At 59.2% G+C, this 24,461-nt stretch carries 27 protein-coding genes; 22 read left to right on the top strand and 5 right to left on the bottom strand.

All coding sequences use genetic code 11. The annotated features are described in order from the left end of the window. The first annotated feature begins 11 nt into the window (after nucleotides 1-11). The 3 genes from argJ (at nucleotide 12) to VNV36_RS09205 (ending at nucleotide 3,047) form a co-directional block, all read left to right on the top strand. The gene (gene argJ / locus VNV36_RS09215; RefSeq protein ID WP_325717486.1) at nucleotides 12-1,229 is read left to right on the top strand and encodes a bifunctional glutamate N-acetyltransferase/amino-acid acetyltransferase ArgJ; all 1,218 of its coding nucleotides are present in this window, start codon (nucleotides 12-14) and stop codon (nucleotides 1,227-1,229) included. A 244-nt stretch (nucleotides 1,230-1,473) separates the two neighbouring features. After that, on the top strand, nucleotides 1,474-2,106 hold the full coding sequence (locus tag VNV36_RS09210; protein WP_325717485.1) for a glutathione S-transferase family protein: 633 nt from the start codon (nucleotides 1,474-1,476) through the stop codon (nucleotides 2,104-2,106). After that, complete coding sequence (locus tag VNV36_RS09205; protein ID WP_325717484.1) at nucleotides 2,103-3,047, top strand: Nudix family hydrolase; 945 nt, start codon at nucleotides 2,103-2,105, stop codon at nucleotides 3,045-3,047. Before VNV36_RS09210 ends, VNV36_RS09205 begins: the two co-directional genes overlap by 4 nt. Before the next feature lie 123 nt (nucleotides 3,048-3,170). Here VNV36_RS09205 and VNV36_RS09200 read toward each other — a convergent pair whose 3' ends face one another. From VNV36_RS09200 to VNV36_RS09190, 3 genes are read right to left on the bottom strand one after another with little or no spacing between them, the layout of a single operon-like run. Continuing rightward, nucleotides 3,171-3,755, bottom strand: coding sequence for a cob(I)yrinic acid a,c-diamide adenosyltransferase (locus tag VNV36_RS09200; protein ID WP_325717483.1), 585 nt, complete (start codon nucleotides 3,753-3,755; stop codon nucleotides 3,171-3,173). Between the two features lie 3 nt (nucleotides 3,756-3,758). Beyond that, on the bottom strand, nucleotides 3,759-5,795 hold the full coding sequence (locus VNV36_RS09195) for a sensor histidine kinase (protein ID WP_325717482.1): 2,037 nt from the start codon (nucleotides 5,793-5,795) through the stop codon (nucleotides 3,759-3,761). A 45-nt stretch (nucleotides 5,796-5,840) separates the two neighbouring features. Further along, complete coding sequence (locus VNV36_RS09190; RefSeq protein WP_325717481.1) at nucleotides 5,841-6,758, bottom strand: putative 2-dehydropantoate 2-reductase; 918 nt, start codon at nucleotides 6,756-6,758, stop codon at nucleotides 5,841-5,843. A 140-nt stretch (nucleotides 6,759-6,898) separates the two neighbouring features. Between VNV36_RS09190 and VNV36_RS09185 the strand changes: the two genes are divergently transcribed. Next, nucleotides 6,899-7,384 (top strand): YajQ family cyclic di-GMP-binding protein, encoded by a 486-nt coding sequence (locus VNV36_RS09185; protein ID WP_325717480.1) that lies wholly within the window; start codon nucleotides 6,899-6,901, stop codon nucleotides 7,382-7,384. 150 nt (nucleotides 7,385-7,534) lie between these two features. Further along, entirely contained in the window at nucleotides 7,535-8,377 is an 843-nt protein-coding gene (locus VNV36_RS09180) for a mechanosensitive ion channel family protein (protein WP_325717479.1), read from the top strand. 117 nt (nucleotides 8,378-8,494) lie between these two features. Here the strand turns inward: VNV36_RS09180 and VNV36_RS09175 are convergent, their stop codons facing one another. Further along, nucleotides 8,495-9,859: an OprD family porin gene (locus tag VNV36_RS09175; RefSeq protein WP_325717478.1), complete on the bottom strand. Its 1,365-nt coding sequence runs from the start codon at nucleotides 9,857-9,859 to the stop codon at nucleotides 8,495-8,497. Nucleotides 9,860-10,736: 877 nt separating this feature from the next. Here VNV36_RS09175 and VNV36_RS09170 point away from each other — a divergent pair. Together VNV36_RS09170 and VNV36_RS09165 are read left to right on the top strand one after the other, a co-directional pair. Further along, on the top strand, nucleotides 10,737-11,162 hold the full coding sequence (locus tag VNV36_RS09170; protein WP_325717477.1) for an HIT family protein: 426 nt from the start codon (nucleotides 10,737-10,739) through the stop codon (nucleotides 11,160-11,162). Nucleotides 11,163-11,165: 3 nt separating this feature from the next. Continuing rightward, a complete protein-coding gene (locus VNV36_RS09165; protein ID WP_039758193.1) occupies nucleotides 11,166-11,372 on the top strand; it encodes a SlyX family protein in 207 nt (68 codons plus the stop codon). 63 nt (nucleotides 11,373-11,435) lie between these two features. Here the strand turns inward: VNV36_RS09165 and VNV36_RS09160 are convergent, their stop codons facing one another. Beyond that, the gene (locus VNV36_RS09160; protein WP_325717476.1) at nucleotides 11,436-12,038 is read right to left on the bottom strand and encodes a cold shock domain-containing protein membrane protein; all 603 of its coding nucleotides are present in this window, start codon (nucleotides 12,036-12,038) and stop codon (nucleotides 11,436-11,438) included. Between the two features lie 311 nt (nucleotides 12,039-12,349). On the opposite strand from VNV36_RS09160, the gene VNV36_RS09155 reads away from it, so the two are divergent. The 15 genes from VNV36_RS09155 to ybgF all read left to right on the top strand — a co-directional run bounded on the left by VNV36_RS09155 (nucleotide 12,350) and on the right by ybgF (nucleotide 24,423). Continuing rightward, nucleotides 12,350-12,820: a Dps family protein gene (locus VNV36_RS09155; protein WP_016773497.1), complete on the top strand. Its 471-nt coding sequence runs from the start codon at nucleotides 12,350-12,352 to the stop codon at nucleotides 12,818-12,820. A gap of 180 nt (nucleotides 12,821-13,000) precedes the next feature. Then, nucleotides 13,001-13,339 carry a ribbon-helix-helix domain-containing protein gene (locus VNV36_RS09150; RefSeq protein WP_325717475.1) on the top strand — a complete coding sequence of 113 codons (339 nt, stop codon included), beginning with the start codon at nucleotides 13,001-13,003 and terminating at the stop codon, nucleotides 13,337-13,339. A gap of 131 nt (nucleotides 13,340-13,470) precedes the next feature. Beyond that, entirely contained in the window at nucleotides 13,471-13,692 is a 222-nt protein-coding gene (locus VNV36_RS09145; RefSeq protein WP_016773499.1) for an FmdB family zinc ribbon protein, read from the top strand. Between the two features lie 98 nt (nucleotides 13,693-13,790). After that, a complete protein-coding gene (aspS, locus tag VNV36_RS09140; RefSeq protein WP_325717474.1) occupies nucleotides 13,791-15,566 on the top strand; it encodes an aspartate--tRNA ligase in 1,776 nt (591 codons plus the stop codon). Nucleotides 15,567-15,684: 118 nt separating this feature from the next. Next, a complete protein-coding gene (locus VNV36_RS09135; protein ID WP_024014089.1) occupies nucleotides 15,685-16,431 on the top strand; it encodes a YebC/PmpR family DNA-binding transcriptional regulator in 747 nt (248 codons plus the stop codon). Between the two features lie 153 nt (nucleotides 16,432-16,584). Continuing rightward, the gene (gene ruvC / locus VNV36_RS09130; protein WP_325717473.1) at nucleotides 16,585-17,112 is read left to right on the top strand and encodes a crossover junction endodeoxyribonuclease RuvC; all 528 of its coding nucleotides are present in this window, start codon (nucleotides 16,585-16,587) and stop codon (nucleotides 17,110-17,112) included. Between the two features lie 114 nt (nucleotides 17,113-17,226). Then, nucleotides 17,227-17,835, top strand: coding sequence for a Holliday junction branch migration protein RuvA (gene ruvA, locus VNV36_RS09125; RefSeq protein ID WP_325717472.1), 609 nt, complete (start codon nucleotides 17,227-17,229; stop codon nucleotides 17,833-17,835). Next, entirely contained in the window at nucleotides 17,836-18,897 is a 1,062-nt protein-coding gene (gene ruvB / locus VNV36_RS09120) for a Holliday junction branch migration DNA helicase RuvB (RefSeq protein WP_325717471.1), read from the top strand. It begins immediately after the preceding gene. Nucleotides 18,898-19,024: 127 nt separating this feature from the next. Further along, nucleotides 19,025-19,492: a tol-pal system-associated acyl-CoA thioesterase gene (ybgC, locus tag VNV36_RS09115; RefSeq protein WP_325717470.1), complete on the top strand. Its 468-nt coding sequence runs from the start codon at nucleotides 19,025-19,027 to the stop codon at nucleotides 19,490-19,492. Continuing rightward, nucleotides 19,482-20,177: a protein TolQ gene (tolQ, locus tag VNV36_RS09110; RefSeq protein ID WP_008080223.1), complete on the top strand. Its 696-nt coding sequence runs from the start codon at nucleotides 19,482-19,484 to the stop codon at nucleotides 20,175-20,177. Before ybgC ends, tolQ begins: the two co-directional genes overlap by 11 nt. A 23-nt stretch (nucleotides 20,178-20,200) precedes the next feature. Continuing rightward, nucleotides 20,201-20,653: a protein TolR gene (gene tolR / locus VNV36_RS09105; protein ID WP_160767866.1), complete on the top strand. Its 453-nt coding sequence runs from the start codon at nucleotides 20,201-20,203 to the stop codon at nucleotides 20,651-20,653. Continuing rightward, complete coding sequence (gene tolA / locus VNV36_RS09100) at nucleotides 20,653-21,729, top strand: cell envelope integrity protein TolA (protein WP_325717469.1); 1,077 nt, start codon at nucleotides 20,653-20,655, stop codon at nucleotides 21,727-21,729. Before tolR ends, tolA begins: the two co-directional genes overlap by 1 nt. Before the next feature lie 17 nt (nucleotides 21,730-21,746). Beyond that, nucleotides 21,747-23,027, top strand: coding sequence for a Tol-Pal system beta propeller repeat protein TolB (tolB, locus tag VNV36_RS09095; RefSeq protein WP_325717709.1), 1,281 nt, complete (start codon nucleotides 21,747-21,749; stop codon nucleotides 23,025-23,027). Nucleotides 23,028-23,079: 52 nt separating this feature from the next. After that, the gene (gene pal / locus VNV36_RS09090) at nucleotides 23,080-23,577 is read left to right on the top strand and encodes a peptidoglycan-associated lipoprotein Pal (RefSeq protein WP_003178634.1); all 498 of its coding nucleotides are present in this window, start codon (nucleotides 23,080-23,082) and stop codon (nucleotides 23,575-23,577) included. Between the two features lie 6 nt (nucleotides 23,578-23,583). After that, the gene (gene ybgF, locus VNV36_RS09085) at nucleotides 23,584-24,423 is read left to right on the top strand and encodes a tol-pal system protein YbgF (RefSeq protein WP_325717468.1); all 840 of its coding nucleotides are present in this window, start codon (nucleotides 23,584-23,586) and stop codon (nucleotides 24,421-24,423) included. Nucleotides 24,424-24,461 lie beyond the last annotated feature (38 nt).

The raw sequence follows: 24,461 nt of genomic DNA, 5'->3' as shown, positions 1-24,461 counted from the left end.
GGAGCGCATTCATGGCTGTTGGTCTTGGTCCTTTGCCAACGTTGCACCCGGTTGCCGGTTTTGAACTCGGTATCGCCTCGGCCGGCATCAAGCGCCCGGGGCGCAAGGATGTGGTGGTAATGCGCTGCGCTGAAGGTTCGACCGTGGCTGGCGTGTTCACCCTGAACGCTTTTTGCGCCGCGCCGGTGATCCTGGCGAAAAAGCGCGTGCACAATGCGGTGCGTTACCTGCTGACCAACACCGGCAACGCCAACGCCGGCACCGGCGAGCCGGGTCTGGCCGCCGCTGAGCGCACCACCGCCAGACTGGCTGAGCTGACAGGCGTGGATGCCAGCCAGATTCTGCCGTACTCCACCGGGGTGATCGGCGAGCCGCTGCCGGTCGAGAAAATCGAAGGCGCGCTGCAAGCTGCGCTGGATGATCTGTCGGAGAACAACTGGGAAGCCGCCGCCACCGGTATCATGACCACCGACACCCTGCCCAAGGGCGCCAGCCGCCAGTTCGAACATGATGGCGTGACCGTCACCGTCACCGGCATCAGCAAAGGCGCCGGCATGATCCGCCCGAACATGGCGACCATGCTCGGTTACATCGCCACCGATGCCAAGGTCTCCCGCGAGGTGCTGCACAACCTGATGCTCGACGGCGCCAACAAGTCGTTCAATCGCATTACCATCGACGGCGACACCTCGACCAACGACTGCTGCATGCTGATCGCCACCGGCAAGGCCGCGCTGCCCGAGATCACTCGTGCTGAAGGCGCGCTGTTTGCCAAGCTGAAACAAGCGGTGTTCGAAGTCTGCATGGACGTGGCCCAGGCCATCGTGCGTGACGGCGAAGGCGCGACCAAGTTCGTCACCGTTGAAGTCAATGGCGGCGGCAACCACCAGGAATGCCTGGACGTCGGTTACACCGTGGCCCACTCGCCGCTGATCAAGACTGCACTGTTCGCCTCCGACCCGAACTGGGGCCGGATCCTTGCCGCCGTGGGCCGTGCCGGTGTGCCGGACCTGGACGTGAGCAAGATCGACGTGTTCCTCGGCGACGTGTGCATCGCCAGCCGTGGCGCCCGCGCCGCGACCTACACTGAAGCCCAGGGTTCGGCGGTGATGCAGCAGGAAGAAATCACCATTCGCATCGAGCTGGGTCGCGGCGATTGCAGCGAAACCATCTGGACCACCGACCTGTCGCATGAATACGTGAAGATCAACGCCGAATACCGCACTTGATCTAACCTGAGACCGAGTCGCGGCCATCGCGAGCAAGCTCGCTCCCACAGGGTTTCGTGAACGCCAGAGACCCTGTGGGAGTGAGCCTGCTCGCGATGGCGGCCCATCAGGCAACATCCATGTTGAGATTGGTCACAAGATCTCAAGGCAGCTCGGTCCATTGTGGGAGCGAGCCTGCTCGCGAAAGCGGTGGAACAGACACGATCAATTCAGAAGCTTTCCTCTGACGAAAAGGCGCCACACCATGTCCCTGCACCTGATCATCGGCGACAAACTGCTTTCCTCCTGGTCCCTGCGCGCGGCACTGGCGCTGGAGCTGACCGGCGCACCCTATACCGAAGAGCTGATCAAACTCGGCAAGCCCGACACCCGCGAGCGTCTGCTCAAGCATTCGCCGACCGCCAAGGTACCGTTGCTGCAGACTACGCGCGGCACTATCGCCGACTCGCTGGCCATCGCTGAATACCTGGCCGAGCAGTTTCCCTCCGAGCAGCTCTGGCCGAGCGATACCTTCGCCCGCGCACAGGCTCGTTCCGCCTGCGCGCAAATGCACAGCGGCTTCTTCGCCATGCGCAACCACATGCCGTTCAACCTTGGCCAGGACGCGCCGCTGAACCCGGTGCCGCCAGAAGTGAAGGTCGATATCGAACGCATGCTCGCGCTGTGGGCCGAGTGCCGCGCGGCGGCAACGGAAGAAGGGCCGTACCTGTTCGGGCGCGTCAGTCTCGCCGATGCCTTCTTTGCGCCAATCGCCGTGCGCCTGCGCACCTATCAGGTGCAGTTGCCGGCGGTCGATGAAGCCTATGTTGAAACCATCTACCAATGGCCCGCTTTCAAGGCGTGGCAACAGGCCGGGCTGGAGGAGTTGAACCCGTGAAACGCGTGCACGTCGCAGCTGCCGTCATTCGTGACGGCGCTGGCAAAATTCTCATCGCCCGCCGTGCCGACACCCAACACCAGGGCGGCTTGTGGGAGTTTCCCGGGGGCAAGGTCGAGGCTGACGAGTCAGTCGAATCGGCACTGGCTCGCGAGCTTCAGGAGGAGTTGGGTATCGTCGTCGACGCTGCCCGCCCGCTGATCAAGGTTCGCCATGATTATCCGGACAAACAGGTGTTGCTGGATGTCTGGGAAGTGTCGGCGTTCAGCGGCGAACCCCACGGTGCCGAAGGTCAGCCATTGGCTTGGGTGAGTGCAAGGGAGTTGGCCGATTATGAGTTCCCCGCGGCCAACCAGCCGATCGTGGCGGCGGCGCGGTTGCCTGCCGAATACCTGATCACCCCGGAAGATCTCGAAGGCCCGGCCTTGTTGCGCGGCATTCAGAAGGCGATTGCTGGCGGCATCAAGCTGATTCAGTTGCGCGCGCCGAATGGCTATGACCCCAAATACCGCGATCTGGCGATCGATGCGGTTGGTCTGTGTGCGGGCAAGGCGCAGTTGATGATCAAAGGGCCGTTCGAATGGCTGGGTGATTTCCCGTCTGCCGGCTGGCATATCACCGCTGCCCAACTGCGCAAATACGCGGCGGCAGGGCGCCCGTTGCCGGCCGAGCGCTGGCTCGCAGCGTCGTGCCATAACGCTGAAGAACTGGCGCTGGCCGAGCAGATGGGCGTTGACTTCGTCACCCTGTCGCCAGTGCAGCTCACGCTCACACATCCGGATGCACAGCCATTGGGCTGGGAGCAGGCTGCTGCGTTGATTGAAGGCTTCAGCAAGCCGGTGTTTCTGCTGGGTGGAGTAGGGCCGGCGGAGCGGGAGAAAGCCTGGGGTGTTGGGGCTCAGGGTGTCGCGGGGATTCGGGCGTTCTGGCCTGAAGCTTGATTTTCGATTGCGGCTAGAGGCCCCTTCGCGAGCAGGCTCGCTCCCACATTTGTCTGCATTCCAACCGGTTAAATGCAATCCACTGTGGGAGCGAGCCTGCTCGCGAAGGCGTCCTGCCAAGCGCTATTGTCCTTCAGGTTTCGCAGCCGGCTGCCACAGAATCTCCGCCACCCCCTGGCGCCGCGCAATCAGCCGCGCCGCGACAAACAGCAAATCCGACAACCGATTGATATACGCCAAGCCGACCCCGGCCAGCGGCTCCAGCGTATTCAAATGCTGGCAGCGCCGCTCGGCGCTTCTGGCCAGGCTGCGGCAGACGTGCGCCTGCGCAATCAACATCGAACCGCCGGGCAAGATGAAATTCTCCAGCGGCCCCAACTCTTCATTCCATACATCGATCGCTGCTTCCAGCCGCTCGATTTCCGCCGCGTTCAACGCCTGATACGCCGGCATCGCCAGTTCACCGCCGAGGTCGAACAAGCGGTGCTGACAAGGCGCCAATACGTCGATCACTTCATTGAGCCCCGGATGCGTCTCACGTTCGGCCAGCAACCCGGCCAGCAGCACGCCGATCTGACTGTTCAGCGTATCGACCTCGCCGATCGCCTCGATGCGCGGGTGATCCTTGGGGACACGGCGGCCGTCGCCCAGGCCGGTTTCGCCTTTGTCGCCGGTGCGGGTGTAGATCTTCGACAAGCGAAAGCCCATGGGTTACCTCGGGAGTGAATTGGTTTCGGTGGCAATCGGCGCAGGCTGCGTCAGCGGCAGGCGCAGGGTGAAGCAAGTGCCCTGGCCGGGCGCCGACTGCACCTCCATCTGGCCTTTGTGGTTGTTGGTGATGATGAAGTACGAAACCGACAGGCCAAGGCCAGTGCCCTGACCGATCTCCTTGGTAGTGAAGAACGGTTCGAAGGTGCGCTTGCGCACGTTTTCGCTCATGCCGATGCCGTTGTCTTCGACCTGAATTTCCGCCCACGGCGGATTGAGCCTGGTACGCAGAATGATCCGTCCCGGTTCACTGTCGTCTTCACGCTGGTGGATCGCCTGCGCGGCGTTTTTCAACAGATTGAGCAGCACTTGTTCCAGTTCGTTGGCGGTACCTGGCACCGGGCCGAGTGCCGGATCGAACTGGCGGATGATCGCCTGGCCCTTGAAGTCGAAACCGATGGCCAGGTCAAAGTCATTGCCAGCGATTTCCACAGCCTGATCGATCAGCGCCGGCAGATCGCAGGGCGCCATTTGCCGGGTACTGCGGCGGCTGAAACTGAGCATGTGCGTGACGATCTTCGCCGCGCGGGCACCGGCCTGCTGAATGCCATCGAGCAATTGCGGGACTTCGCGGCCGTGCAGATAGCGGTTGACCGCATCCAGCTCAATGCCCAGCTGTTCGGCAGTCTCGATGTTCTTCGGCAGATCCGCCGACAAACGGCGGCGAATGTTCTGCACGTTGTGCAGGATCGCCCCGAGCGGGTTGTTGATTTCGTGGGCCATGCCGGCCGCGAGGCCACCGACCGAGAGCATTTTTTCCGACTGCACCATCATTTCTTCCAGCGACAGGCGCTGAGTGATGTCGTCGATACGGATCACCACGCCGCGCCCGGCACCGCCCATCAGCGGATAGAACGTCAATGCATAATGCTTGGGCTCGTCGTCCTTGAACCAGGTCACCCGATCGACTTTCGCCACGGTGTGCTGTTCGACGGTGGCTTTGAGCTGCGGCAGAAACGGCTTGAGCGGTTCGAAGGCGAGGAAGATCGGCTGGTTCAGCGCCTCATCCAGGCGTGTGCCAGAGAGCGCGCTGGCTTCCTGGTTCCACTGGGTGACGTAGAGCTGCTCATCGAGGGCGATCAGCGCCGAGGGCATCGAATCGATGATGCTGTTGAGGTAATTCTGGAAACCGGTGAGTTTCTTCTCGATCTTGCTGCGCACCTGGACTTCCAGCTCCAGTTTGCGGTTGGTGTGACGGGTTTCCTCGGCCAGCCCCTGCGCCTGATCGTAGGCGGCTTGCGAGTCGTCACGGGCGCGTTTGAGCTGCTGCTCGCGAGCCTCGATGCGCGAGAGCATGGTGTTGAACGCCTCGGCCAGGCTGCCGATTTCGTCGTGATTACCGCGTGACGCGCGCAGGGAGTAATTCTCTTCGCGGGTGACCTGTCGCGACAGTTCCTCGAGCTGATGAATCGGCCGGGTAATCAAGCGTTTGATCTGCCGGGCAATCACCAGCCACAGCAACACGCTGAAAATCAGAATGCCGAGGCTGGCGGTCAGCGTGCCGGTGTAGAAGGCCATCGGCAGTTCGCTGCTGGCCACCAGTAACAAGTGCCCCGGCGCAGCACCGGGGCGGGGCAGGGTGATCAGTTGGTTGCTGCGAAACTCGGTGAGCTGCCAGGCTTCGACATGGCGGTAGCGTTCAGGAAGGCTGAGCTTTTCGCCGCGCTGCACCTGCGCCAGCCGTTCGCCCTTGCCGTCGTACAGGGCGGCTGCGCGCAGCGGTGAATAACTGTCGAGTTCCTTGAGCAGGCGCTCGGCGCTGCGCGGCGATTCCAGCGCATCGCTGACCAGACTCGGATTGGCAATCAGCCGGCCGATGGTCTGCAGGGCTTGTGGCGCCATGCTTTCCTGAGAAATGTAGTAGGCGGCGCTGATAAAGGTCAGGTTGGCGACCAGCAGAACCGTGGTCAACAACACCAGCAGGGCGGCCAGCAGTTTCTGGCCAACCGGCAGGTTTTCAAGGCGCTGGCGCAATGGCATCAGGTTTATCGCAGCAAAGGAACAAGTGGTCAGCGTAGCGGCTGCTCAGTCGCTGGGCAATCCACGGCTGCGCAGATGAGCGACCAGGCGTTGCTGCAACTGGTGCAGATGCGGCAGGCTCAACTGATGGCGCGCAGCAACTTTGCAGGCATGGCCCAGCAGATAGCTGATCTCGGTGCGGCGCTGATTCGCCACGTCCTGATACATCGAGGAATAATTGGCGGCGGTGGCCTGAATCACCCGTTCTACTTCCTGTTGCAGATTGTCCGCCGCAGCGGGCTGGCCGCAACGCTCCAGCAGCTCAGCGAGCTCGGCGCAGAGGGTGGCGACTTCGCAGTGATGCTCCGTCAGTCCGCCGTTACGGCAGTCGTGGAGCACGGTCAGCGGGTTGATCGCGCAGTTGAGCGCCAGTTTGCGCCACAGGCGGGTGAGGATATCGGCGCTCCATTCATGAGGAATGTTCGCCGCTTGCAGATCGTCCAGCCAGACCGGCGCCAACGGATTCGCAGCATCGCCCAGCCAGTTGAAGCCATGCCCGGCAAACACCACACGCCAATCTCCATCGCGAAACGCGCCTTCGGTGCTGGACGCGCTGATGCAGCGCGCTTGCGGCACCCGCGCGGCAACAGCGTCCTGACTGCCGAGGCCGTTTTGCAGCAGGATCAATTCCGCGTCCGGGGCCAGGCGAGAGGCCAGACGAGCGACGGCCTCTTCAGCGTCATAGGCCTTGCACGCCACCAGCAGACGGCGAATCGGCTCGGGGCTGCCCGGGGTTTCGCCGGGAACCGCATAGGTATGAGGTTGTCCGTTTTCTACCAGGGTCAAGCCGCCGCCAGCTGCATAGCTGCGCAAGCGTGACGCGTCGCGCAGGATCAGTCGCACCGGCAAGCCGGCCCGAGCCAGACGCGTCCCCCAAAGTGTGCCGAGACTGCCGGCGCCGAGTACGTGCCAGGTCGTGGACATCAGTTTTTTGCTCGATTGCGTACAGGCATCTGCGGCTCGCCGTATCGGTAGGAAAAGACCCGTTATAATGAGCCCGATTTTAACCGCAAGCCAAGCGCGCTCCATGTACATCGAGCGCGCCTTTTTATTGGAGAGATTACATGCCGTCGTTCGACGTGGTATCCGAACTGGACAAACACGAACTCACCAACGCGGTCGAGAACGCCGTGAAGGAACTCGATCGTCGTTATGACCTGAAAGGCAAAGGCAGCTTCGAGTTCAAGGAAAAAGACCTGACCGTCAGCCTGACTGCCGAGGCCGAATTCCAGCTTGAGGCGATGATCGAAATCCTCAAGCTGGCGCTGACCAAGCGCAAGATCGACGTGCAGTGCCTTGAGGTCAAGGATGCTTACGCTTCCGGCAAACTGATGAAGCAGGACGCCATCCTCAAGGAAGGTATCGACAAAGAACTGGCGAAGAAGATTGTTGGCCACATCAAGGAGGCCAAACTCAAGGTCCAGGCCGCCATTCAGGGCGAGCAGGTACGTGTCACCGGCAAGAAGCGTGACGATCTGCAGGAGGCCATCGCGGCCCTGCGTGCCAAGGAATTCGGCATGCCGCTGCAGTTCAACAACTTCCGCGACTAAGCTTGGTCTGAAGGCTATGTGGGAGCGAGCCTGCTCGCGAATGCGGTGTTTCATTCAGCGATGAGTTGACTGATATGGCGCATTCGCGAGCAGGCTCGCTCCCACATTTTTTATGTACACCCCGGGAAGCCGGAAATCAGGAGATAGAACATGGATTTGAATGCTGAAGTGGACCACTTGGTCAAGGCGTCCCAGGCGTGGATCCCGATGATCATGGAATACGGCAGCCGTGTGTTGCTGGCAGTAATTACCCTGGCCATCGGCTGGTGGCTGATCAACAAGGTCACGCAAAAGCTCGGCGGTCTACTGGCCCTGCGCAATGCCGACCTGGCGCTGCAAGGCTTTATCAGCAGCCTGGCCAACATCATTCTCAAGGTATTGCTGATTGTCAGCGTCGCGTCGATGATCGGCGTCGAAACCACCTCGTTCGTCGCGGCCATCGGTGCTGCGGGTCTGGCAATTGGTCTGGCCTTGCAAGGCAGCCTGGCGAATTTCGCTGGCGGCGTTCTGATTCTGCTGTTCCGCCCGTTCCGCATCGGTGACTGGATCGAAGCCCAAGGCGTGGCGGGTACCGTCGACAGCATTCAGATCTTCCACACTGTGCTGCGCACCGGCGACAACAAGACCATCATCGTGCCCAACGGCAACCTGTCGAACGGCATCATCACCAACACCAACCGTCAGCCAACCCGCAAAGTCGTGTTTGACGTGGGCGTGGACTACGAGGCAGATCTGCAGAAGGCACGTCAGGTGTTGCTGGATCTGGCCAGGGATGCTCGCGTCATGCAGGATCCGGAGCCACAAGCGGTAATTTCGACACTGGGCGACAGCTCGATCACGGTTTCCCTGCGAGTGTGGGTTAAAACTGCGGACTATTGGGATGTGATGTTCATGTTTAATGAACAGGCGCGAGATCGTTTGAAGGCAGCCGGAATTGATATTCCATTTCCGCAGCGTGTTATACGCGTAGTGCAGGAATCGGCGACACAATGATAGGTTGCTAGCTAAGTAATTGGTTTGTTGGTCAGACTACTAAACAAATGGCAGGCAACAAAAAAGGCCCATCCGAAGATGGGCCTTTTTTTATGCTGTGAAACTAACCACTGACGATTACAAGATGTTCAGTGGGTATTCGGTGATCAGGCGGAACTCTTTGACATCGCCTTCACCTTGGTCATCGTTGGCAACGTGCCAGGCTTGACGAATACGGAAGGACAGATCTTTCGCCGGGCCAGACTGAACAACATATTTGGCTTCGAAGTTGGTTTCGTGGTGTTCACCATCTTCACCGTAAAGCGGTGCGCCAGTTCTGGTGCGGTATTGGCTGTTGTCAGACAGACCGGTACCGTCGATATCCCAACCTTTGACGTAGCGAACCATGAAGCTCAGGCCAGGAACACCGTATTCGGCCATTTTCAGGTCGTAACGGGCTTGAACCGATTTTTCGCCAGGACCGTTGAAGTCAGAGTACTGGATGGAGTTGGCGAGGAAAATCGAGTCGCCACCACGATTGTTTTTGCCCACGCCGATGTAGTCGAACGGGGTGTCGCCGTTGACCTTCTGGAAGGCCAGGGTGAAGGTGTGTGCCTTCAGGAACGACAACGCAGTTGCCAGAGAGAACGTGGTGTTGCTGATGTCACCTACATCCTTGTCACCGGTGTCGGTGGTGCGGTAGATGTTGAAGTCAGTGTTCAGCGAAGTGTCACCACCCAATGGCGTGGTCAGGTTCACGTTGGCGTAGTACTGGTTCCAGATGTCTTCCAGCTTGGCGCCATACAGCGATGCGCTGAGGTTTTCGGTGATACCGTATTTGCCGCCGAAGTAATCGATCGAGTTGGCTTCGATGCCCGAGTAGTTGGAGTACAGACCACCGTTGCGGGCGTTCTTGTCCTGGCTGGTCGCCGAGTAGAAGTGACCGGCTTCCAGATCAAGATCTTTGATCTCGCTGCTCTGCAGCTGGAAGCCACTGGCACTTTGCGGAATGATGCGCGAACCACCTACGGCGAACACTGGAGCAGTGCTTGGCTGTTGGTCGCCGATTTTCAGTTCGGTCTTGGATACACGGAATTTAATGGCTGCGCCGGCTTTGCCCTGGCTGTCGTTGACGTCGCGGGAATCATTGAGCGGGTCAACAGTGTCGCTGCGGCTCATGTTGCCCGAACCGGAAGTACCGTCACCACCGTCGAGTTTCAAGGCCAGATAACCGAACGCATCGATACCAACACCGACTGTCCCTTGGGTATAACCGGAGTTGAAATTGGTCAGGAAACCCTGGGTCCAGTCTTTCTGGTCAGCGCCGCCGTCCTTGTTATCGCGGTTGAAGTAATAGTTCTTCACCGTTTCAGTGAGTGTCGCGCCTTCAACGAAGCCTTTGGCTTCTGCCTGGTCACTTACAAATGGTGCGGCCGTAGCCAACTGAGAACCAGCAGCTGCAGCAACTGCCAGTGCGATCATGCTCCACTTCATCACGCGCATCGTGATTTGCTCCTTTGGTTTTTAGAAGAGTACTGCCGTCCCACCTGTTTTATTATCTGGGCGGCTCTTTCTTTTTGTGTCGGCGCAAACTTATATCACGCCGACAATGTTGGCGATACTTGCGAAATCAACCTTTCAGCTTCTTTACGACGTTGTCGCAAAAGGAGCGGTGGATGTCGCAAATTCACAGTCCCCATGCAGCCGGGCTGACAACTTTATCGCTGTTTCCGGACCTTCTTGCATCGGTACAAAGAGTCCCTGGCAAAACACTTGAATCTCCATCGGGCAACCCTGCCACTGTTCTTATGGGACCAAGGCTTCCACGTTCGTGGTGCGCTTATAGTCCATAAGGTTACGAATGCAACAAGCGTGCACAAACCGCAAAATCGGTGCGGTTATTTTTCCGTCAGGTACGCACATATGTGAAAACCGTGTGAAAACGGGGCCCCGAGCCTGTTTTGTCACGGGCTTGACGAGGCTCTGACAATGGTGTTGCACCGCACCAAAGGCGCGCACGACAACCAAAAACGTTACCGGTTCACCCCTCAGTGAGTATTCGGCGGATGCCCGACCCAGTGAGCGTAGACACAATGTGCGATTTTGGTGCAAAAAATTCACGACTCGGCCGGCATCGATTCGGCGGTGGGAAATTCAAGGTGGGCCTGATCAGGGGGTTCCATGCTTTTCTTCAAGTCGACACTCAAGTCAGGCCTCGTATTGGTGCGCACCGTCGGTAAACGTTTCATGTCGGAGCGAGGGGCGCGGTTGAAGTGAAGCTCGCTGCATTCGCAGGTATGCTGCCGCTCTGTCGCTTGGTGCGCCGCTTTGTGGGCGCGGCCGCTAAGCTGAGTTATAGGATCAGCCGGGAGTGCAGGCAGTGTTTGCTTTAGATAAACGACTTCAACAAGACGCGCTGGTCATCGGCGACTTTCCGCTGTGCCGGCTGTTGCTGTCCAACGACAGCAACTACCCGTGGTTCATCCTGGTGCCTCGTCGCGACGATATCAGCGAGTTGTTTCAGTTGGATGTCGCCGACCAGCAGCAACTCTGGCAGGAAACCACGGCGCTCGCTGAATTGCTCAAGGATTCATTCGATGCCGACAAGCTCAACGTGGCGACCCTGGGCAACGTTGTCAGTCAATTACACATGCATGTCATCGTGCGCAAACGCGACGATGCCGCTTGGCCGGCGCCGGTCTGGGGCAAGCATCCGGCCAGGCCGTACAGCGCAGAACAGGTGGTGGCCATTCGCGAACGTTTGCGTCTGGTGCTGACTGAAGAATTCACTTTTGTGGAGGGCTGAGTCATGAGCCTTGAAGAACGCGTTACCGATCTGGAAAGCCGTTTGGCCTTTCAGGACGACACCATTCAGGCATTGAACGATGTGCTGGTAGCCCAGCAGAAAGTCATTGAGCGCCTGCAATTGCAGATGGAGGCGCTGATCAAGCGTCACGAAGAAATGGTCGGGCAGTTCGGTGCTTTCGAAGAAGACGCACCGCCACCGCATTACTGATTCGTTTCTGCGGGCATAAAAAAACCGCGAACAGCCAGGCTGTTCGCGGTTTTTTGCTTTGGATCAGCGACGCGGCAGAGCGGCGATCACATCCTCGGCTTGCAGGCCTTTGTCGCGGTTCATCACCGAGAACTCGACGCGCTGGCCTTCGACCAGGACGCGGTGGCCTTCGCCACGAATGGCGCGAAAGTGCACGAAAATATCATCGCCGGAATCCCGGGAGATAAACCCGAAACCCTTGGAAGTGTTGAACCACTTCACGGTCCCGGTATCGCGGTTGCTCATGTCGTAGCTGGCTGGCGCAGCAGCTGGTGACGATTTGTAGAAGCTGACGGCCAGGTGCAGCAGCACGGCAACCAGCGCAATCACCAGACTGAACAGCACGGCCGGCTGGCCAGCGATGACAGGCATTGGCGCGATCAGGGTCAGGGTTTGCAGGACGACAGTCAGCACCAGCAGGGCGCTGACCAGATTTTGCAGATGCTGGCGCGGGCCTTTGTTCCAGTAGGGAATCACTGGAGCGAGAACCAAGTTCAGCAGGCCGAAAAAGGCCAGGTAAAGTGCATCGGGCTGTTGCAGGTAGGGAACGGCTTCGGCTTTCAGGCTGGGGATGAACGACAGCAGCAAGGCCGCTGCGCCCATTAGCAGGTGGACGATTTTCAACATTTTGATTGGCTCACGTTATGACGGCTCACAAGGAAGAGCTGAAGGCGCACGGTTCGCTTCAGGACAAAATAAGAGGCGGTGGACACGTACACGGCATCAGCCTATGCGCAACACCCCGGAAAATGGGGCATGGCGACACGCTGTCTATTTAACAGCAAAGCCTGCGGCTACTCAAATCAGCCCGGCCAGCGGCAGAGCAACGGTCGATTTGTCGCAGCCTGTTTGCTGATTGATAGCTGCGAGCCTGCGCTTGCCTTGCTAAAGTGGGGTCGAACCTGCTGGATGAATTCAATCACTGTTAGGGGGCAAGCATGGCAATTGATATCGGTATCAGTGAAGAAGACCGCAAATCCATCGTCGAAGGACTGTCGCGACTGCTGTCGGACACCTACGTGCTGTATCTGAAAACCCATAACTTTCACTGGAACGTCACCGGCCCGATGTTCCGCACGCTGCATCTGATGTTCGAAGAGCAGTACAACGAGCTGGCGCTGGCCGTCGACTCGATCGCCGAGCGCATCCGCGCGCTGGGCTTTCCGGCGCCGGGTGCCTACGCCACCTATGCGCGCCTGTCTTCCATCAAGGAAGAGGTCGGCGTGCCGAGCGCCGAGGACATGATCAAGCAGCTGGTCGAAGGCCAGGAAGCGGTGACCCGGACCGCGCGGGGCATTTTCCCGTTGCTGGACAAGGTCAGTGACGAGCCGACCGCCGACCTGCTGACCCAGCGCATGCAGGTGCACGAGAAAACCGCGTGGATGCTGCGCGCGTTGCTCGAGGAATAACCGATCGGTGCGGACGCGGTGACGTTGTCCGCACACTGTCCAGCCTCTTACCACTGTCGTTGGCTTATCCTACGTGGATGGTCAACAAATCGTATGGCTATAACTTTGTCACTGGGTTTTTATGAAGGCGCAGGATGTTGCCTTATAAATCAGCAGTCATGGCAAAGGAGTGTCAACGCTATGGTGGAAGGAGACAGGCGAAGCGACAGGATGTCGGCTTCGCGGCACGTTATAAAGGTCGATCCGTTTGTCGGCGAGTTCGACATGGCTTTGGTCCGGCCGTTGTCCCGATCAATACGCCTCAATGGTTTCGCGACCTGCCTGCGACTTGAGCAGGTCTACTGGAACATCCTCGGCGCCATGGCCGAGGACAATCACTGTTCGGTCAGTACGCTGTTGTCCCATGTCGACCGTGAGGTTCACCTGCGTCACGGCGGGGTGAAGAACTTCAGCGCCCTGGTGCGGGTAGTGTGTGTCATGAACGGGGTCAGGCAAGCTGCACCGGTGATTCCGCGCTGAAGCGGCGGTTGCAGACGAGCTCGCGGGCTGTGCAGTCTAACGGCTGCACAGCCCGCATTTAATCGATATAATCCCGCGCTTTCGCCGCAAAGCCCTGCGCGCGGCAGCAATCCGATCGCCGAGACACCCCCATGCCAATGTACGATTACCAATGTGCTTCCTGTGGTCATCAGTTGGAAGCCATTCAGAAGATCAGCGACGCACCGCTGGTCGACTGCCCTGCCTGCCAGGCGCCCGAACTGAAGAAGCAGCTGTCCATGCCGGGTTTTCGCCTCAGCGGCAATGGTTGGTACGAAACCGATTTCAAGACCGGAGCCAAGAAGAATCTGGCCGGTGGCGACAAAGCTGACTAGGGTTCAAGCCCTGAACGAACGACACGCGTGAGTTTCCGCCTTGCCTGAAGGCGACGGTTACTCCACCGAATTTCGAATTACGAGAAGCGAACCACACCATGATGCGCAGCCACTATTGCGGCCAACTGAACGAAAACCTGGAAGGCCAGGAAATTACCCTTTGCGGATGGGTTCACCGACGCCGCGACCACGGCGGGGTGATTTTCCTCGATATCCGTGATCGTGACGGTCTGGCCCAGGTGGTGTTCGATCCGGATCGCGCCGAGAGTTTCGCCGCCGCCGATCGCGTGCGCAGCGAGTACGTCGTGAAAATCACCGGCAAGGTACGCCTGCGTCCGGCCGGTGCGACCAACGCCAACATGGCTTCGGGCATGATCGAAGTGCTGGGTTATGAACTGGAAGTGCTGAACGAGTCGGAAACCCCCCCGTTCCCGCTCAACGAGTTCTCCGACGTCGGCGAGGAAACACGCCTGCGCTACCGCTTCCTCGATCTGCGTCGTCCGGAAATGGCCGAAAAGCTGCGTCTGCGTTCGCGCATGACCACCAGCATCCGCCGCTTCCTCGACGAGAACGGCTTCCTCGACGTCGAAACACCGATCCTGACCCGTGCCACCCCCGAAGGCGCGCGTGACTATCTGGTGCCGAGCCGTACCCACGCCGGTTCGTTCTTCGCATTGCCGCAATCGCCGCAGCTGTTCAAGCAACTGCTGATGGTGGCCGGTTTCGACCGCTACTATCAGATCGCCAAATGCTTCCGTGACGAAGACCTGCGCGCCGACCGGCAGCCGGAATTCACCCAGATCGACATCGAGACCAGCTTCCTCGATGAAAAAGAGATCATGGGCCTGACCGAGCAGATGATCCGCAACCTGTTCAAGGAAGTGTTGAACCTGGAGTTCGGTGAATTCCCGCACATGACCTTCGAAGAAGCCATACGCCGTTACGGTTCGGACAAGCCGGACCTGCGTATTCCGCTGGAACTGGTCGACGTTGCCGACCAGTTGAAAGAAGTGGATTTCAAAGTGTTCAGCGGCCCGGCCAACGATCCGAAGTGCCGTATTGCCGCACTGCGCGTTCCAGGCGGGGCGAGCATGCCGCGCAAGCAGATCGACGATTACACCAAGTTCGTCGGCATCTACGGCGCCAAGGGCCTGGCGTACATCAAGGTCAACGAGCGCGCTGCCGGTGTTGAAGGTCTGCAATCGCCGATCGTGAAGAACATCCCTGAAGACAAGCTCAACGTGATCCTCGATCGCGTGGGCGCAGTCGACGGCGACATCGTGTTCTTCGGTGCCGACAAGGCGAAGATCGTCAGCGAGGCCCTGGGCGCGCTGCGTATCAAGCTCGGTCACGATCTGAAGCTGCTGACCTGCGAGTGGGCGCCGATGTGGGTCGTCGACTTCCCGATGTTCGAAGAGAACGACGACGGCAGCTTCTCCGCGCTGCACCACCCGTTCACCGCACCGAAGTGCACCCCGCAGGAACTCGAAGCCAACCCGGCCGGCGCGCTGTCCCGCGCGTACGACATGGTGTTGAACGGCACCGAGCTGGGTGGCGGTTCGATCCGTATCCACCGCAAGGAAATGCAGCAAGCGGTGTTCCGTCTGCTGGGCATCAACGAAGCGGAACAGGAAGAGAAGTTCGGCTTCCTGCTCGATGCGCTGAAGTACGGTGCACCGCCGCACGGTGGTCTGGCCTTCGGTCTGGACCGTCTGGTGATGCTGATGACCGGCGCCCAGTCGATCCGTGAAGTGATCGCTTTCCCGAAAACCCAGAGTGCTGCCGACGTGATGACGCAGGCTCCGGGTGTGGTGGATGCCAAGGCATTGCGCGAGCTGCACATTCGTTTGCGCGAAACGCCAAAGGCAGAGTAAGCGGGCCTGAAGGCGCATCTTCGGATGCGCCTTTTTTCTTTCTCAGGTCGAATTTTTCAATTGCCGGCCGCTGCCTCGGCGGGGCGGGCAAGGTTTCAAAGAGCATTCGGAGCAAGTTATGGCAGGTCATTCCAAGTGGGCAAACATCAAGCACCGCAAAGAACGTCAGGATGCCAAGAGAGGCAAGATCTTCACCAAGTGGATCCGTGAACTGACCGTTGCGGCCCGCCAGGGTGGCGGTGATCCGGGTTCCAACCCGCGTTTGCGCCTGGCGCTGGACAAGGCGCTGAGCGCCAACATGAGCCGCGACATCATCGACCGCGCCGTCGCGCGCGGTGCTGGCGCCACCGAGGCGGACAACGTTGAAGAACTGACCTACGAAGGCTACGGCCCGGGTGGCGTGGCGGTGATGGTCGAGTGCATGACCGACAACCGCAACCGCACCGCCGCAGCAGTGCGCCACGCGTTCAGCAAGTGTGGCGGCAATCTCGGAACCGACGGTTCGGTGGCTTACCTGTTTGAGCGCAAAGGCCAGATCAGCTTCGCTCCTGGCGTCGATGAAGACGCACTGACCGAAGCGGCGCTGGAAGCCGATGCCGATGACGTGGTCACACACGAGGACGGTTCGATTGATGTGTTCACCTCGTTCACCGGTTTCTACGCGGTGCGCAATGCGCTGGAAGCTGCCGGGTTCAAGGGCGACGACGCGGAAATCGTCATGCAGCCGACCACCAGCGCCGAGCTGGATCTGGAAGGCGCGGAGAAGGTGCTCAAGCTGATCGACATGCTTGAAGACCTGGATGACGTGCAGAACGTTTATTCCAACGCGGATATCCCGGAAGACGTGGCCGCTCAGCTCGGCTGAATAAATAGGCAGGTCGCAGGTTTCGCCGGCTCTACACTCATCTGTAGGAGCTGCCGAAGGCTGCGATCTTTCTGTTTATAAAGATCAAAAGATCGCAGCCTTCGGCAGCTCCTACATGTACCCTCAGCTTTCGCATCATTTTCTGCAGGCGTTATGACTTTAATTCTTGGTATCGACCCCGGTTCGCGCATTACCGGTTACGGGATCGTTCGCGATACCGGGCGTGGCGGCTGCATCTATGTGGCCTCGGGCTGTATTCGCACCGGATCCGGCGAACTGCACGAGCGTCTGCAGATCGTCTATCGCGGCGTGCGCGAGATCATCAAGACCTACGGCCCGGTGACCATGGGCATCGAAAAAGTGTTCATGGCGAAAAACGCCGATTCGGCGCTGAAACTGGGCCAGGCGCGCGGCGCTGCCATTGTCGCCGGCGCTGAAGAATGCCTGGAAATCGCCGAGTACACCGCCACGCAGGTCAAGCAGGCCGTGGTCGGCACCGGCGCGGCGAATAAAGAGCAGGTGCAGATGATGGTCATGCACATGCTCAAGCTGACCAGCAAACCGCAAATCGATGCCTCGGATGCCCTGGCCATCGCCATTTGTCACGCACACACCCGCTCCAGCCTGCTGCCTCACGGTTTGGCAACCGCACGCAGTCGTGGCGGGCGCCTGCGTCTCTGATAGCATCAGCAACAATTTTTCTGAAAGTGGCTTTGTGGTGCCTGTGTGGTCGGCGCGCAAGTTGCCTTCAATCGTCGCCAGCCCACGGCTGGCCAGCGCTCAAGGATTTCAAACGTGATTGGACGCTTGCGCGGCACCCTGGCTGAGAAACAGCCGCCGCACCTGATTCTCGATGTAAACGGCCTGGGGTATGAGGTGGAAGTGCCCATGACCACCCTTTATCGTCTGCCGTCGGTCGGCGAGCCGCTGACCCTGCACACCCATTTGGTCGTACGCGAAGATGCGCAATTGCTCTATGGTTTTGCCGGCAAGCGTGAGCGAGACTTTTTTCGCGAGTTGATCCGCCTCAACGGGGTCGGGCCAAAACTGGCGCTGGCATTGATGTCGAGCCTGGAAGTCGATGAGCTGGTGCGCTGCGTGCAGTCCCAGGACACTTCGGCGTTGACCAAGGTACCGGGCGTTGGCAAGAAGACCGCCGAGCGTCTGCTGGTAGAACTCAAAGATCGCTTCAAGGCCTGGGAAACCTCGCCGGCCATGTTCGCGCTGGTGCCGAATCAGCCGGATGGCCCGGCGCCGGTCAACAGCGCCGAGACCGACGCGGTCAGCGCGTTGATCTCCCTGGGCTACAAGCCGCAGGAAGCAAGCAAGGCAATTTCCGCGATCAAAGAGAAAAACCTGAGCAGTGAAGACCTGATCCGCCGCGCTCTGAAGGGAATGATTTAAGTGATTGAAGCTGATCGTCTGATTGCCGCCGCGCACAGCCCGCGCGAGCGCGAAGAAGTCCAGGACCGGGCAATTCGTCCGGTCAGTCTGGCTGACTACATTGGCCAGCCGACCGTGCGCGAGCAGATGGAACTGTTTATCCAGGCCGCTCGTGGGCGCAGCGAATCCCTCGATCACACCTTGATCTTCGGCCCGCCAGGGTTGGGTAAAACCACGCTTGCCAACATCATCGCCCAGGAAATGGGCGTGTCGATCAAGAGCACTTCAGGGCCGGTGCTTGAGCGCCCGGGCGATCTCGCCGCGTTGCTGACCAATCTTGAGCCGCACGATGTGCTGTTCATCGACGAAATCCATCGTCTGTCGCCAATCGTTGAAGAAGTGCTGTACCCGGCGATGGAAGACTTCCAGCTTGACATCATGATCGGCGAAGGGCCGGCGGCGCGCTCGATCAAACTGGATCTGCCACCGTTCACCCTCGTCGGGGCAACTACCCGTGCGGGCATGCTGACCAACCCGTTGCGTGATCGCTTCGGTATCGTCCAGCGCCTGGAGTTCTACAGCACGGCCGACCTGGCGACGATCGTCAGTCGTTCGGCGGCTATTCTTGGCCTGCCGCTGGATCCGGAAGGCGCCTTTGAGGTCGCCCGTCGCGCCCGCGGCACCCCGCGTATTGCCAACCGCCTGCTGCGTCGAGTGCGAGACTTCGCCGAAGTCCGCGCCAAGGGCCATATCACCAAAGCGGTGGCGGATCTGGCGCTGAACCTGCTGGATGTCGACGAACACGGTTTCGATCATCAGGACCGGCGCCTGCTGCTGACCATGATCGAGAAGTTCGACGGCGGTCCGGTCGGTATCGACAGTCTGGCGGCGGCGATCAGCGAAGAACGCCATACCATTGAAGACGTTCTCGAGCCGTATCTGATTCAGCAGGGCTACATCATGCGCACGCCGCGGGGCAGGGTGGTGACGCGGCATGCCTATCTGCATTTCGGTTTGAATGTTCCGTCACGCATGGGCGAGATGCCCGTGGCAGACGAGTTTCTCGACGCCGTCGACGATTGATACACATTTGTTGGTGATTTATTCAGGGTTTGTACTGTCAGACGACGGTACTTTTGCGTTAAAGCTTTGAAACCACGAAAAACAGTTGCCTGGGCGGATTGGCAACCTGAGGAGTAAGCACTAGAGTATGCGCGCGCAAAACGGGCTTGGGCCGTTCGCACATCGTTGTCGCGTTTATTACGAGGACACCGATGCGGGCGGCATCGTGTATTACGTTAATTACCTCAAGTTTATGGAACGGGCTCGAACCGAGCGGCTACGGGAACTGGGCTTTGCCCAATCTGCGCTTGCCGGAGAGGACCTGTTGTTCGTCGTGCATTCCAGCGAAGCGCGTTACCACGCGCCGGCGCGACTGGACGACGAACTGCTGGTAAGCGCTGATGTAATCGAATTGAACCGTGCCAGCCTGCGCTTCAGACAGCAGGTCAGGCGGGCCACGGATAATGTGCTGCTCTGCGAAGGGCAGTTTTTGGTGGCCTGCGTGCGCACCGCCAGTTTGAAACCCCGGGCCCTTCCCGAAGACCTGCGTGCGGCCTTCGCCGACGCGGTCGGTCCGGGTACACACTCAAAGCAGGAGATAAAGCGTGGAAGCTAACGTCGTCGACCATTCCTCCATGTGGAGCCTGGTCAGCAATGCCAGCATCGTGGTGCAGTTGGTAATGTTGACCCTGGTGGCCGCATCGGTGACCTCATGGATCATGATCTTTCAGCGCAGCAACTTGCTGCGTGCCGGTCGACGCGCCCTGGAGAGCTTCGAGGAGCGCTTCTGGTCGGGTATCGACCTGTCCAAACTGTACCGTCAGGCCGGCAGCAATCCTGATCCGGATTCGGGCGTGGAGCAGATCTTCCGTGCCGGTTTCAAGGAATTCTCCCGCCTGCGCCAGCAGCCGGGTGTCGATCCTGAAGCCGTGATGGAAGGTGTCGCTCGTGCCATGCGCGTGGCCATCTCCCGTGAAGAAGAGAAGCTCGAACAGAGCCTGCCGTTCCTCGCCACCGTCGGTTCGGTCAGCCCATATATCGGTCTGTTCGGTACTGTCTGGGGGATCATGAACTCCTTCCGCGGTCTGGCCAGCGCTCAGCAAGCCACTCTCGCCACCGTGGCTCCAGGCATCGCCGAGGCCCTGATCGCCACAGCGATCGGCCTGTTCGCTGCGATCCCGGCAGTCATCGCTTACAACCGTTTTGCTGCGCGCAGCGAAACCTTGCTGGGCCGCTACTACACCTTCGCCGATGAATTCCAGGCGATCCTGCACCGCAAAGTGCACACCAGCGAAGAATAAGCAGGTATTTCCCGATGGCTTTAATCGCTCGAGCCCGCAAAAAGCGCAAGCCGGTCGCCGAGATGAACGTGGTGCCCTACATCGACGTGATGTTGGTGTTGCTGGTCATCTTCATGGTGACCGCGCCGATGCTCAATCAGGGCGTGAAAGTTGATCTGCCCAAGGTTTCCAGCGAAGCCTTGCCGCAGGACAACAACACCCAGGTCCTGACCATTTCGATCAAGGCTGACAAGACCTATTACTGGAACCTTGGCAGCGAAGTCGACACCGAGAAGCAACAGGACAGGGCCATGACCCTGCCGCAAATGACCGACGCGGTGACCAAGATCATTCGCGCCGGCACCGAGGGCGGCAAACGCACCCAGGTGTTCATTCGTGGCGACAAGACTGTCGACTACGGCGCCGTCATGGGCGCCATGGGCGGGTTGCAGAAAGCCGGGGTCGGTAACGTTGGTCTGATTACCGAGGCCCCCTGATGCAGCAACAGCGAGAGCCGTCCGCCTCGGAAAGCTATTTCTGGCCTAGTGTTCTGGCGATTGTCCTGCACGTGCTGGTGTTCGGCATGCTGTTCGTCAGTTTTGCCTTCACGCCCGAGCTGCCGCCGGCCAAGCCGATCGTCCAGGCGACTCTGTACCAACTGAAATCGAAAAGTCAGGCGACCACCCAGACCAATCAGAAGATTGCGGGTGAGGCGAAGAAATCCGCCGCGCGCCAGACCGAAGTCGAACAGATGGAACAGAAAAAGATCGAGCAGGAAGCGGTGAAGGCGGCGGAACAAAAGAAAGAGGAAGCCGCTCAAAAGGCTGAAGAAGCCAAGAAGGCCGACGAGGCGAAAAAAGCGGACGAGGCGAAAAAGGCTGATGAAGCCAAGAAAGCCGATGACGCGAAAAAAGCCGAAGCGAAAAAGGCCGAAGAGAAACAATTGGCTGATATAGCCAAGAAGAAGGCCGAAGACGAAGCGAAAAAGGCTGCTGAAGAAGAGGCTAAGAAAGCCGCTGCTGAAGAAGCCAAGAAAAAGATCGTCGAAGACGCGAAGAAGAAAGCCGCCGAAGACGCCAAGAAGAAAGCTGAAGCTGAAGAGGCGAAGAAGAAAATCGCCGACGAAGCGAAGAAGAAAGCTGCTGCCGATGCTGCGAAGAAGAAAGCGCAGGAAGCGGCACGCAAATCCGCCGAAGACAAAAAGGCTCAGGCCCTGGCAGATCTGCTTTCCGACACGCCGCAGCGTCAGCAGGCCTTGGCCGATGAGCAGGGTGACGAAGTCGCTGGCAGTTTCGATGACCTGATTCGCGCTCGCGCTGCAGAAGGCTGGGCTCGTCCTCCTTCGGCGCGTAAGGGCATGACGGTCGTGCTGCAAATCGGCATGTTGCCGGACGGTACGGTGACTTCGGTCAGTGTGGCCAAGTCCAGCGGTGACGGTCCGTTCGATGCTTCGGCAGTGGCGGCAGTGAAGAATATTGGACGTTTGACAGAAATGCAGGGAATGAAGCCGAGCGATTTCGCTCCGTATCGTTCATTCAAGATGACATTCACACCTGAGGATCTAGCCTTGTGAGAAACCTTCTTCGAGGAATGCTGGTCGTGATCTGCTGCATGGCAGGGTTCGCGGCGGCAGATGAAAAGAACATTCTGGTTACCAGCGGCAGCGATCGGGCTACCCCGATCGCCGTCGTACCGTTCGGCATGCAGGGCGGCGCGGTGCTGCCTGACGACATGGCGGAAATCATTGGTAACGATTTGCGCAACTCGGGCTACTACTCGCCGATCCCCAAGCAAAACATGATCAGCCAGCCAAGCCAGCCGAGCGAAATCATCTTCCGCGACTGGAAGGCGGTGGGTGCCCAATACATGATGGTTGGCAGCATCGCCCCGTCGGGCGGCCGTCTGCAGGTGCAGTGGGCACTGTTCAACGTTGCCACCGAACAGAAAGTGGCTGACGGCAGTGTTTCCGGTACTACCGACCAGATTCGTGACATGGCGCACTTCATTTCCGATCAGTCGTTCCAGAAGCTGACCGGTATTGAAGGTGCGTTCTCGACACGTCTGCTGTATGTGACGGCCGAGCGCTTCTCGGAGAAGAACACGCGCTACACTCTGCAACGTTCCGACTATGACGGCGCCCGCGCGGTGACCCTGCTGCAATCGCGCGAGCCGATCCTGTCGCCACGTTTCGCACCGGACGGCAAGCGTATCGCCTACGTGTCGTTCGAGCAGAAGCGTCCGCGCATCTTCATGCAGAACATCGACACCGGTCGCCGTGAGCAGATCACCAACTTCGAAGGCCTCAACGGCGCGCCAGCCTGGTCGCCGGATGGCAATCGCCTGGCGTTCGTGCTGTCGAAAGACGGCAACCCGGACATCTACGTGATGAACCTCGGTTCGCGCCAGATCAGCCGTGTCACCAACGGCCAGGGCATCAATACCGAACCGTTCTGGGGCAAGGATGGCTCGACCATCTATTTCACCTCCGACCGTGGCGGCAAGCCGCAAATCTACAAAACCAGCGTCGGTGGCGGTGGTGCCGAGCGTGTGACGTTTGTGGGCAACTACAACGCCAACCCGAAACTTTCGGCTGATGAAAAGACTTTGGTGATGATTCATCGTCAGGATGGCTTCACCAATTTCAAGGTGGCAGCTCAGGATCTGCAGCGGGGTAGTGTAAAGATCCTCACTGATAGCACTCTGGACGAGTCACCTACTGTTGCGCCCAACGGCACCATGGTAATCTACGCCACCCGCCAACAGGGCCGGGGAGTCTTGATGCTCGTGTCCATTAATGGACGCGTGAGGCTCCCGCTTCCTACCGCTCAAGGCGAAGTCAGAGAACCGTCCTGGTCCCCTTACCTGAAGTGAGCGGGCGCTACACGTTTTACTTAACACACTGGGGTTCATTAGGAGTTTCACGATGGAAATGCTGAAGTTTGGTAAATTTGCTGCGCTGGCTCTGGCCATGGCTGTAGCTGTAGGTTGCTCGTCCAAAGGCGGCGACAACGCCGGTGAAGGCGCTGTTGATCCAAACGCTGGTTACGGCGCAAACACCGGTGCCGTTGACGGCTCCCTGAGCGAAGAAGCTGCTCTGCGCGCAATCACCACCTTCTACTTCGAATACGACAGCTCGGACCTGAAGCCAGAAGCCATGCGCGCTCTGGACGTTCACGCCAAAGACCTGAAAGCAAACGGCGCTCGCGTTGTTCTGGAAGGCAACACCGACGAACGTGGTACTCGTGAGTACAACATGGCACTGGGCGAGCGTCGTGCGAAAGCCGTTCAGCGCTACCTGGTACTGCAAGGTGTTTCCCCAGCTCAGCTGGAACTGGTTTCCTACGGCGAAGAGCGTCCAGTTGCTACCGGCAACGACGAGCAGTCCTGGGCCCAGAACCGTCGCGTCGAACTGCGTAAGTAATTCGATATGCGAACGTGCCGTCGTGCTGTAACTGTTCTGGCTCTCAGCCTCGCGCCGCTTGCGGCGTGGGCTGCGGTTCCTGTGGTCGATGACAACTCCGGTTATAACAATAGCGGGAGCAGTTATCCGCCTGCGGGTTACGGTACGAACGGCGCCTATGCCGGGGGAGCGGCTTCGGCCCCTGCCTCGGCACAAGGCATGCTGTTCAACCAATTGCAACAGATGCAGGATCAGATCTCGCGCCAGCAAGGCGTGATTGAAGAACTGCAGAATCAGGTTGCGCGCATGAAGCAGGAATCCCTGGAGCGATACCAGGATCTTGATCGGCGCATAGGATCCGGCGTTGCACCAGCCGCGAGTCCCGAGAATTCTTCTGCCGGTGGCGATGCAAGTGCTGCTGCCGGTGCCGCCGCAAGCGCGGGTCCCGCTACGGCAGCCCAAGCCCCTGCTGCGGGTAGCGAACCGGCTGATCCGGCCAAGGAAAAGCTGTATTACGATGCCGCTTTCGACCTGATCAAAGCCAAGGATTTCGACAAGGCCAGCCAGGCCTTCGCCGCTTTCCTGCGCAAATACCCCAACAGCCAGTATGCGGGCAACGCCCAGTACTGGTTAGGCGAAGTGAACCTGGCCAAGGGTGATCTGCAAGGCGCAGGTCAGGCTTTCGCCAAGGTTTCGCAGCTCTATCCCAAGCACAACAAGGTGCCGGATTCGCTGTACAAACTGGCTGACGTAGAACGCCGCCTCGGTCACACCGACAAGGTCAAAGGCATTCTGCAGCAGGTGGTGTCCCAATATCCGGGCACGTCCGCCGCGCAATTGGCTCAGCGTGATCTGCAGCGCATGTAAGCCTGTTTATCCGTGTTTTGAAGAAACCCGCGCTTGTC

The organism is Pseudomonas sp., from assembly GCF_035554175.1.
GTDB lineage: Bacteria > Pseudomonadota > Gammaproteobacteria > Pseudomonadales > Pseudomonadaceae > Aquipseudomonas.
This window is presented reverse-complemented; position numbering and strand designations above follow the sequence as displayed.